Origin of the sequence: Anaerovibrio sp. RM50 (assembly GCF_000622005.1) — a bacterium.
GTDB lineage: Bacteria > Bacillota > Negativicutes > Selenomonadales > Selenomonadaceae > Anaerovibrio.
On sequence record NZ_KK211384.1, the window covers coordinates 1 to 10,712 of the forward strand.

Genomic DNA, 10,712 nt, shown 5'->3' on the forward strand with positions numbered 1-10,712 from the left:
TCTGAAGGGCAGGTTGCCTACGCGTTACTCACCCGTTTGCCACTAGGCTAGGAAAAGCAAGCTTCTCTTCGCCCCGTTCGACTTGCATGTGTTAAGCACGCCGCCAGCGTTCGTCCTGAGCCAGGATCAAACTCTCCAAAAAATTATTTTGAAGAACCTGAATGGCTCTTAAAGTTTCTAGAATTACCTTTTAATAAAGGAATTTCATAGTTTTGCACAAACTATTATGTATGTTAGCAACTATATTAAATAGCTGCTCCATCATCTGGCTTGAATCATGTGTGCATGATTCCTGTTGCATTGTTTAGTTTTCAAAGAACACCTTGCTTTCTCACAAGCTCCTGCTCAGTGAGTCAGCTTCTATATAATATCGCGAAGATGCTTTAATGTCAAGCACTTTTTGATATTTTATTTTTTGCTATCCCCTTCACTATCATATAGTGACTAGCGGCGACAACATCGATAATAATACTATCTTTCATCAATGTTGTCAACTCTTTTTTACCCAATTATTTAAATTTGTTTTCAAATTGCTGCCGGAAAGGTGTACTGTGGAATTCATCAGCTCCACCATAAGGCCTTCATTGTATACTGCCACCAAATTCACCGCCGTATTATCCTGACGTATATGCCACATATTTTTCAACGGCATCCCCAGGGCATGACACAATAATGTTCTTATTACACCACCATGGGCCACAATAACCAATGTCTTATCCGGATTTTCCCTTATGATTTTTTCCATTTTCGCGGTTGCTCTTTCCTGAACCTGGGTAAATCCTTCCCCATCGGGACATGTTAACAGATCAGGTCTGGTGAAAAGCAGATCATGCTCCTTTGGCCACTGGGCATGAATCTCGTCATAGGTAAGCCCTTCCCATTTGCCAAAGCTGATCTCACAAAACTCCTCACATGTTTCCACTGGAATATTTAAAGCTGTGCCAAGGGCCTCAGCAGTTTCCCTTGCACGAACCAGTGGGCTGGAATATATGGCATCAACCTTTTCTATAGGAAAGTTTCGGGCCAAAAGAGCCGCTTGTTCCTTCCCCACTTCACTGAGCTCTATATCAGCCTGCCCCTGATATTTCCCCAGCTTGTTCCACACCGTCTGTCCATGACGGACCAAAATCAGCTTTGTCACATAATCACCTTCTTACCTTTCCGCCAAAACCTGTCTGATTGTCTCCACTAGTTTTTTGTTTTCTTCCATAAGACGAACAGCAAAACGTACGTGATAATTGTCCATACCCGGGTAATTGCAACAATCCCTTACAAGAATCCCCCTTGTGCCCATGGCTTTAACGAATTCACCGCTGGTCATGCCGGTTCCCTCAACGCTGGCCAAAATAAAATTGACTGATGGCTTATATACCCTCAACCCTTCTATAGATGACAGCGTACTGTACAAATAATCTATACAGCCTGATATTATCTGTCTGGAATCCATCTGATAGGTTTTATCCTTTAATGCGGCCACTCCCGCCATTTGGGCCAGAAGGTTGACATTCCACGGGTCCCTCCCCGGCTCCATTTTGTCCATAAGAGCACCGTTGGTCACCCCAAAGCCCAGGCGCAGGCCTGGTATGGCAAAGAACTTGGTCATGGAACGGAGCACCAGAAGGTTAGGATAGCTTTCCGTCAGGTCCATCACAGTATAATCATTATCACTGGACAAGAAATCCAAAAAGGACTCATCCACCAAAACATCAGTATTTACACGGGCTGCCCCTTCCACTATTTTTTCCAGCCAGTCTCTGGTAAGCAACTCACCGGTGGGATTATTGGGGTTCCCCAATACAACAGCATCCACCTCGGGCAAAAGCTCCATTAAACGGGACTTGTCCAGAGCGAAATATTGCTTTTTATCCATATAGAGCCTTTCAATCCGACATCTGGCGGCCATTGCCGCCCTTTCATATTCGCTGAAGGAAGGCACGGGAATAAGCACTTTTTTGGGGGTACGGCAGTGAAAGTAAATATACATTAGCTCCACGGCACCGTTTCCCAAAATGACACTTTCCTCATTAATACCATAATGCACAGAAATAGCCTGCTTCAGCAAAGTCCCTGTAGGATCAGGGTAGTGAACCAGGCTCTCCATGTTATCCATTATTGATTTTTTTATACTATCTGATAGTCCCAGTGGATTAATATTAGCGCTGAAGTCCACAACCTCAGTATTGTGAACCCCAGCGCTATACACATTACCACCATGTTCAAAAGGCTTCATGCTTGAAAAAACACCCTTACAAAATTATCTCTGTCTGATAATCCAGCCACCCGGAATCAGACGTTCGGTTTCAAAATATTCCATGTGCGGGAACTTCTCCTCCACAGCCTTTGCAATATCCAATACCTTCCGCATGGATTCATCCGGCTTAAAAAGGATTCCCAGCATTGTGCCGCTGTGAGCCACATTTACACCAAGAGCTCCCTGGCTCTGGGCAAATTCGATAATCTCCTCCAGCTGTGGTTTTTCCACAATCTTCTGATTGGCACGGGCACTCATAGTGGCTACTCTGGCGATATTCTCCGGGGAAAAATCCTTTTTCAGGGAATCCACTGCCTCCAGCAGCTCTGCCGGGCTGTCAGTATTACCCTGATTATCCGTATAATCAGAGTGGAACTCAACAGTATTGATTGTTCCGCCAGTATCAAACATGGCAATTATCATCTTAGGCACCGGCTCATAGCTTTCAATCAGCTTGCCGGTCATATAGTCCATCTGGACAACCCCCGGATAGAATATGCCATCCGTTGGCTCAATCCCTGCGGCCAGCTCCGCCACCTCTTCTGGTGCCAGCTCGTCGTCAATGGCAGTGGCCACAGCCTGAATAACTGCCACAATATCTGCGGTACTGGCTGCCATTCCCTTACCAGTAGGAAGCTGTGACTCCAAAGCCAAACCAAGCGGAAAATCAGTAAATCCCATATACCCCACCGTATTTTTCAGCGCTGCACGGGCTTTTTTGCCCAAACCAGTCTTCGCAGAGGTTCTTTCTGTTACTAATGCTCTAGAATATAGACCTATTGGACAAGTAACCAAAAATGGCTGTCCATCTCTCCAACCCTGTGCAATTTCACCACAGGATCCAGGTACTAATACTTCTAATAACATATATATCTCCCCCTCTTAAAAAGGTATTTTACATGTAAATGCAATCATAACAAGCAACTCGCACAGGGTGCATACTGCACCATAAACGTCACCGGTGACTCCCCCTATTTTTTTAGTCACATAATTGCAAAAACACGTTGTAAATAAAAGTGATACCAATACTGCAACGAGGGCATTGATTCCCCAGGGGAGAACCAGTGCCAGACCATACAAGAAAACCACCCCTAAGGTTTTCTTATTGGTATATTCGCTGAAGGCCTTTCCCATTCCTTCTTTTCTGGCATAAGGATAAACAGAAATGGTAAAAACCATCATCATTCTGGATATAATTGGCATTACGAACAGTGCCGCCGGCAAATCCTCTATCAGCACATCAGATACTGCCCCATACTGGAACATCATTAAAAGCACAAAGGCCACTACTCCAAAGGCCCCAGTGCAACTGTCCTTCATAATCTCCAGCATACGTTCCCTGTCCCTGCCCGAAAAAATGCCATCCACCGTGTCCATAAAGCCATCACAATGAATGCCTCCAGTAAGGATAACAGGCAGTGCTACCAGCAGAACATTGCCCAAATGGTGGGGAAAGAAAAAGCCATAACTTGGCAACAGCCAGAATATCAGCCATGCAACGCCAGCATATATACATCCCAATACTGCCCCAATCAAGGGAAAGTAACGAACGCTTTTGCCGAAATCTTCCTCCGTCCAAACCGTCTGCTTAACAACACATATACGGGTCAAAAACTGCAGTCCTATAAGAAATGCCTGCATTTACAGCACTCCCATACTACAAATCACGAAAACTACATGACATATTATCAAAAACAAAATCGTATCCGTATACATCAGACGAATTGTCTTCATAATATGCTCAAATCCAATCTCTTCCTCTGGGTCTCCCATGTATTCCCGAAAATGAACCTTGCCAAAATAGGAATTAAAGCCCCCCAGACGTATGTGAAGGGCACCTGCCACAGTGGCTTCAGCCCAGCCCCCATTGGGACTTGGGTGCTTGGAGGCGTCCCTCCTGAGAATTTTCCAGGCCTTTTTCCCGTCATAGCCCAATATAAAAGCCGCAACCACAAACAAAAGCCCCGTAATTCTGGCGGGAATATAGCCCAAAACATCATCCGCCCTGGCTGCAACCCGTCCAAAATAAATATATCTGTCATTTTTGTAACCCACCATGGAATCCATGGTATTAACTGCCCTGTACAGGAAAGCCAGAGTCACGCCGCCTATAGCATAATAAAAAAGCGGGGCAATAATGCCATCTACCGTATTTTCCGCTATAGTCTCAATGGTGGCTCTTGACACCTCTCCCGGGGTCAGCTCCTCTGTATCCCGGCCCACAATCCAGCCCACCTTGTATCTGGCATTGTCCAAATCATCAGCCACCAGATAGTCATAAAGCTCCTTGCCGGCTGCCGCCAGGCTTTTGGGTGAAATTGTAAAGCTAAGAAAAAAAGCTTCTATAAGGGTTACAACGTATATATTATCTAATCTTTCAACTAAATTCATTATACCATTTACTACAGCAAAGGTGAATAGCAAAACCAAAACAACCAGAAATCCTCCCAGTATGAGCTTCTTGTTATTGCTGTCTTCCTTGCCGTAGAGCATACCCTCAATGCCCGCAATAAGGTTTCCTATAAGCACCACAGGATGCAGCTTACTTCTTGGATCCCCCACCACCGCATCAATAAAGAATGCCAATATTGCCGTTATCATTAATTCTTCTCACCCATTATTTCCATCAGTTTATCCATATCCAGATGCTGCTCCACTATATCAGCCAGGCGCTCGTAGCTCTGCTGCTTTTCCGCCATAACATTTCTGGTATTTTCCAGTGGCTCCAGCCCCTTGGCAATACGAACAGCATTTAAAACACTTCTCCTAAATTCATCATTGTCGAACACCCCATGAATATAGGTGCCAAAAACGTTGCCCCGGGCACAGGCAGTTCCCTCGGTACTGCTGCATTCCTTGCGGCTCCGTTCCTTAATCACAAATGGATGGCTGTCGGAATCCTTTGTAAAATCCGTCTGTCCCATGTGAATTTCATAGCCTGCCAAATCCCTTGCACTGATACTCTGATTCATAAAGCCAAGACCATTACAGTCTGCCTTCACCTGGGAGGTGAGCTTCTTCTCCGCAAAAAGGGTGGTCATACCCAGAAGGCCAAGTCCATTTACTTCATCATTATCCGACTCGGTATGATGAGGGTCCATAATCCTTTCCCCCAGCATCTGATAGCCGCCACAAATGCCGATTACAGCCTTCCCCTTTTCAGCGTGCTCCTTAATGAGCCTGCCAATACCGGATTTGTCCAGATACAGCATATCCTCGGTGGTATTCTTGCTGCCCGGAAGCATTACAATATCAGGGCTGCCAAAATCTGCGGCATCCTGAACGTAGTACAGGGACACATCCCCTTCATTGGACAGTGCATCAAAATCCGTAAAATTAGAAATCTTTGGTGTCTGAATAACAGCTATCTTGATATCCCCATCAGTAGGTACCGCCTGCTTATCCTGAAGGGAAACAGAATCCTCGTCATCAATTCCCATCCTCTCAATATGAGGCACCACACCCAGAACCGGTTTGCCCGTCTTTTCCTCCAAAAACTCCAGAGCAGGGGTAAGAAGGCTTACATCACCACGGAACTTATTGATAACAAGGCCCTTCACCAGCTCCCTTTCATCCTCGTCAAGAAGCTCCAGGGTACCTACCAGGGAAGCCAGTGCTCCCCCTCTGTCAATATCGGCAATCAAAAGAACGGGAGCATTCAGATACTTGGCCACCCGCATATTTACAATATCATTTGCCTTCAGATTTACCTCTGCGGGACTGCCAGCCCCCTCGATGACGATGGTGTCATAATCCCTGTCAAGACGGCCCAAAGCCTCCTTTACTGCCTCAAAGGCCTTTAGGGAATACCCCTGATGATATTCCTTGGCGGACATATTGCCCACCGGCTTTCCCATAATAACCACCTGGGAGCATGAATTGCCCGTAGGCTTCAGAAGCACAGGATTCATATCCACCATTGGCTCCATTCCAGCGGCCTCAGCCTGGGCCACCTGGGCACGACCCATTTCATCACCATCACGGGTCACGTAGGAATTCAGGGCCATATTCTGAGCCTTGAAAGGCACCACCCGCTTGCCCTGTCTATAAAAAATACGGCAAAGTGCCGTGGTCAATATACTTTTTCCCACATGAGATGAGGTTCCCATGCACATAATCTTCTTTGCCATTTCTTTCCCCTTGTACAAAATACTGTACTGTACACTTTAAATATTCTCGGCAATTTTCTTTATATCCACCGGAATTCCCGACACCACCAGAAAAACCTTTTCCGCCACCTCAGCCAGCATCTGATTGGCAAGACCCGCCAAATCCCTGTATTCTCTGGCCAATCGGTTATTTGGCACGATTCCCGATCCTACTTCATTGGTAACTATAACCACAGTGGTATCAGATTCCAAAATAGCCCTCGTCAGCTGTTTAAGCTTCTTGGTAACTATCTCATAATTGCTGTCAAAATCATCTATATCCTTCACAGTGCTTAAAATATTGCTGACATATATAGTCATGCAGTCAAACAAAAACATATCATAGGCTTTGCCCTGTTCCCGGATAACCTCGTGGGCACTGTAGGGTGACTCAAAGGTTTCCCATTCAGCCGGACGGCGCTCACGGTGCAGTTTTACCCTGTATTCCATTTCCTCGTCACAAATCTTGGAGGTAGCTATATAGCCAATCTTATTTCCGTACTTTGCCACGTAACGCTCCGCAAAGGAGCTTTTGCCGCTTCTGGCTCCGCCGGTAACCAAAATAATCTTCCCCATCTTTATACCTTATTTCTTCTCCCTAAACTCAAAGCATTTCTCAATAAAGCTGTCTGCCGCCTGAGGATAGCCCGCAAAATGCATGTGCAGATAAGAGCCCAGCACATTGCCCTTGCTGTAGCCCCCCAAATATCTGTCACCATTTCTTGAACGGGTAAATTCAAAAGCACGCCTGGCCTCCCCGCCATCTTCCTCTCCGTCCTCAGTGGAAAAATGAAATTCGTGGCCCTTTATCACGTGGCCCTTTTTGCCCAAAATACCATCTGTCTGAAGCTCTGCGGAAACGTAGCCCACCATCTGGAGCCTGCTGTTCATCTTCACACGGCATGGAAGAATATCACACATTGGGAATACCCTGCCCTCAAAATCCTCCATGGCCCTGCTCAAAAACATAAATCCGCCGCACTCGGCATATATAGGCATGCCATCATGGGCAGCATTCTTTACACTATTTATAATACTTCTGTTGGAACTGAGCTTGTCAGCAAACATCTCCGGAAAACCGCCGCCAAAAATCAGGCCGTCAACCACTGGCAGCTCCTTGTCATTAAGGGGACTGAACTCAACAATCTCCGCCCCTTTTTCCTCCAGCACCCGAATACTCTCCGGATAATAAAAGGAAAAGGCCTCATCTCTGGCTACACCTACGCGGACCCTCTTCTTTTTCCCCTCATCACCAGGGCTTTCCATCAGCTTCATGGTGCCGGCGTTGTTTCCGATACGGATAATCTCATCCACATCAATCTGGGAAGCCATGGCCGCCCCCATGCGGTTAATAATCTCCTGCTCCTGATTTTCCTCCACGGGCAGAAGGCCCAAATGACGCTCCGGCATAACCAGGCTGTCATCCCGGCGAACTGCACCAACCACGGGAATACCCAGCTCATCAAAGGCCTCACGGATTATCCTCTCATGGTTGTCGGAGCCCAGACGATTTAAAATAACCCCCGCCAGCTTCACATCCTTGTCATACATCTTGAAGCCCAATGCCAGAGCTGCCGCCGAAGCCCCCATTGATTTGCAGTCCAGCACCAATACAACAGGTGCATTCAGACTCTTTGCGATTTCCGCTGTGGAGCTGATACCCTTGCTGCCTCCGTCGTAAAGGCCCATAACCCCCTCGATAATTGCCATCTCCGCCTTGGAGGCAGACTGGGCAAAAACCTCCACCATTGTATCCATGGGCATAAGCCATGAATCCAGATTGTGGGAGGACTGGCCGCTGGCCAGCTTATGGTATCCCGGATCAATATAGTCAGGCCCCACCTTGTATGGCTGGACCTTCACACCCTTCTGTCTCAAAGCCGCCAAAAGCCCCGTGACGATGGTAGTCTTTCCAGACCCGCTCTTGGTGGCTGCAATCACAACTCTTGGAATAAGGCATTCCATTTATAACGCCCCTTAAACTTTCTTACACACGCTCATTATCAATAATATACATAATGGCATTAATTACAGATGCGGCAATTGGGCTGCCTCCCTTTGTACCCTCTACAGTCACATAAGGCACCAGAGTATTCTTGGCAAGGGCCTCCTTGGAATCCGCCGCCCCCACGAAGCCCACTGGGATACCCACAATCAGGGCAGGACGCAGATTTTCTTCCTCCACCATGCGCAGCACCTCAAAAAGAGCCGTAGGAGCATTGCCCACTGCAATAATGGCCCCCTCCAGATCCTTGCCAAAGCTCTGCATGGCTGCCATGGAACGGGTAATGCCCTTTTCCTTAGCCTCCTTGGCAATCTCAGGATCCGCCACGCGACAGAACACCTCACCGCCAAAGGTGGCCAGCTTCCGCTTATTGATGCCGGTGCGGACCATTTCCACATCAGTGTATATGTTGCAGCCATTTTTTATGGCTTCCTTCCCTGCAGCAATGGCATCGGGATGCAGTTTGATGATAGGGGCATACTCCACATCCCCTGCGGCGTGAATCATACGGGAATAAACCTTGGTCTCCTCCTCATTGAGATTCAGCCCCTCCAGATGAGGTGCAATGATTTCCATACTCTTATTTTCTATTTCCATAGGTTTCTTGATAAAATCCATTCCAAAACCTCCATCAAACAGCGCACATATTCTTTTCGGTTATTATTACAACTGCTTAGATTATACCATATAAGCCGTATATTACAAAAGCCGACAGGCCAAGTAGGGCAACTATTATAAAAGATTTCACATTGGGACTTACAGCCAGATGATATTCACATTCATTGTGATATAATATATTAGGTTGTCAAGGTATCAGCCTTACAATTAATATTTTTCAATAAAAGGAGATTTTTATGAAAAAGAACTTATTATTGGTATCATTGTTCGTAGTAGTATGTCTGCTTTGCACCGCCTGCTCTCTGAGCCGTGAAAAGGCAGATGTGGGCATCAAAAATCTGGCCACTGCCATGCTGCAGCTGGACTCAAAGGTTTTAAGCAAGTATGACGATTCCATTAACGTAGAAGAGGACTTCCTGAATTCCTTTGTTCCTTCCTTCCAGCGCAGCTCCGGGGATCTGCTCACCAAGGAGCAGGCCACAAAAATCGGCAAGGAAATGATTGCAAAGCTTGCCCAGATTGAAGTAAAATCCTCCACCATCGTTTCTGAAAAGGACGACGAAGCAGATGTAAAAATTACCTTCGACAAATTTAACAGCGATGTGCTGGTGACTGAACCAAATGCTGAAGAAAGCAAGAAGCTCCAGGGTGCTGTTGGTTCCAAGGCAGCTCTTCAGGAGGCTTTGACTGATATTTTCGTAAACCGTCTGCAGAGTGCCCCAAAGAGTGGCACTGCTGAAATTACTGCAAAGTGCAAGTACAACAAGGAAAAGAAGGTCTGGATGCCTACAGATATGGAAAAATTTGCTGAGGACCTTTACTCCAAGGCCTGGGAAATCACTGAATAATACACATCCAAGCAATACTGAAAGCCTATCCCAAATACTGGGATAGGCTTTTAAAATGCACTACTTATTCGTTATGGAAAAGGTTTTCAGATAATTTTTCTGCTCCGGTGTCAGACGTCGGCTTTCCACAGCCTTTTGAATGGTTTTGCGGTGGGTCCAGTCCTCCAGCCGATACTGCTCAATATAGCCAATGGAAGCATCATACTGCTTGGCCAATGCCGTGGCAAAATACCAGGCCACCATCATGCGCACGTAATACTCCTCGGAACGGATTTTTGCCACCTTCTCCAGATATTCCGACTTAAAATCAGCATCCAAATAGAAGCTCATCAGCATCTCAATCCCAAAGCGAATGGTATATGTTTCCTGACTCTGAAGCCATTTATCTATATAGGGCAGCAGCTCGTCCAAGTGCTTTTTAAAGATTTTGGGGGAAATAAGGTCACAGGTGCCCCAATTGTCCACATGTGGCAAAAACGCCTCCAATTCCCGGATAACCGCTTCAAAATCCTTCATATTGGAAATAATAAAGCCATGCAGATTATTTTCCTCAATGTATTTATGGGGCAGCTCCCCCATAAAGGCCTTGGCATCCTCCAATGGTATTTCCTTGGCCAGCTTTCTGAGGTCCGGCACCCGCACCCCAATAATCCTATCCTTATCAATCCCCGGCACCAGCTTGGCATGAAAATCCCGATATTTCAGATCTTGTAAGGAAAATAGCTTTTCTTGAATGTTCATTATGTGCTCCATTTACGACAGTTGGAATTTGCATGAGGCTTTAGTAACTGTTCCAGGTGACAATCTACAATAGTAGAAATTATCATGAGGTTCTAGACGTC

General features: G+C 46.3%; 11 protein-coding genes and 1 rRNA gene. 1 reads left to right on the forward strand and 11 read right to left on the reverse strand.

What is annotated here, in order from left to right; genetic code table 11:
- The 10 genes from T525_RS0112890 to T525_RS0112935 form a co-directional block, all read right to left on the reverse strand.
- Positions 1 to 142, reverse strand: a 16S ribosomal RNA gene (locus tag T525_RS0112890); the annotation flags it as partial.
- 348 nt (positions 143 to 490) lie between these two features.
- Positions 491 to 1,141, reverse strand: coding sequence for an alpha-ribazole phosphatase (gene cobC, locus T525_RS0112895; RefSeq protein WP_027407511.1), 651 nt, complete (start codon positions 1,139 to 1,141; stop codon positions 491 to 493).
- Between the two features lie 12 nt (positions 1,142 to 1,153).
- On the reverse strand, positions 1,154 to 2,230 hold the full coding sequence (cobD, locus tag T525_RS0112900; protein WP_027407512.1) for a threonine-phosphate decarboxylase CobD: 1,077 nt from the start codon (positions 2,228 to 2,230) through the stop codon (positions 1,154 to 1,156).
- 24 nt (positions 2,231 to 2,254) lie between these two features.
- Positions 2,255 to 3,118 carry a hypothetical protein gene (locus tag T525_RS0112905; protein WP_027407513.1) on the reverse strand — a complete coding sequence of 288 codons (864 nt, stop codon included), beginning with the start codon at positions 3,116 to 3,118 and terminating at the stop codon, positions 2,255 to 2,257.
- 15 nt (positions 3,119 to 3,133) lie between these two features.
- The gene (cobS, locus tag T525_RS0112910; protein ID WP_027407514.1) at positions 3,134 to 3,892 is read right to left on the reverse strand and encodes an adenosylcobinamide-GDP ribazoletransferase; all 759 of its coding nucleotides are present in this window, start codon (positions 3,890 to 3,892) and stop codon (positions 3,134 to 3,136) included.
- The gene (gene cbiB / locus T525_RS0112915; RefSeq protein ID WP_027407515.1) at positions 3,893 to 4,852 is read right to left on the reverse strand and encodes an adenosylcobinamide-phosphate synthase CbiB; all 960 of its coding nucleotides are present in this window, start codon (positions 4,850 to 4,852) and stop codon (positions 3,893 to 3,895) included.
- Entirely contained in the window at positions 4,852 to 6,381 is a 1,530-nt protein-coding gene (locus tag T525_RS0112920; RefSeq protein WP_027407516.1) for a cobyric acid synthase, read from the reverse strand. The genes cbiB and T525_RS0112920 overlap by 1 nt, the downstream gene beginning before the upstream one ends.
- A gap of 36 nt (positions 6,382 to 6,417) precedes the next feature.
- A complete protein-coding gene (gene cobU / locus T525_RS0112925) occupies positions 6,418 to 6,975 on the reverse strand; it encodes a bifunctional adenosylcobinamide kinase/adenosylcobinamide-phosphate guanylyltransferase (RefSeq protein ID WP_027407517.1) in 558 nt (185 codons plus the stop codon).
- Positions 6,976 to 6,984: 9 nt separating this feature from the next.
- The gene (locus T525_RS0112930) at positions 6,985 to 8,364 is read right to left on the reverse strand and encodes a cobyrinate a,c-diamide synthase (RefSeq protein WP_027407518.1); all 1,380 of its coding nucleotides are present in this window, start codon (positions 8,362 to 8,364) and stop codon (positions 6,985 to 6,987) included.
- A 22-nt stretch (positions 8,365 to 8,386) separates the two neighbouring features.
- Positions 8,387 to 9,022: a precorrin-8X methylmutase gene (locus T525_RS0112935; RefSeq protein ID WP_027407519.1), complete on the reverse strand. Its 636-nt coding sequence runs from the start codon at positions 9,020 to 9,022 to the stop codon at positions 8,387 to 8,389.
- A 236-nt stretch (positions 9,023 to 9,258) separates the two neighbouring features.
- Between T525_RS0112935 and T525_RS0112940 the strand changes: the two genes are divergently transcribed.
- The gene (locus tag T525_RS0112940; protein ID WP_027407520.1) at positions 9,259 to 9,870 is read left to right on the forward strand and encodes a hypothetical protein; all 612 of its coding nucleotides are present in this window, start codon (positions 9,259 to 9,261) and stop codon (positions 9,868 to 9,870) included.
- A 60-nt stretch (positions 9,871 to 9,930) separates the two neighbouring features.
- On the opposite strand, the gene T525_RS15290 is transcribed toward T525_RS0112940, so the two are convergent.
- Positions 9,931 to 10,611, reverse strand: a complete 681-nt coding sequence (locus tag T525_RS15290) for a DNA alkylation repair protein (protein ID WP_198022702.1) — start codon at positions 10,609 to 10,611, stop codon at positions 9,931 to 9,933.
- Between the last annotated feature and the right edge of the window lie 101 nt (positions 10,612 to 10,712).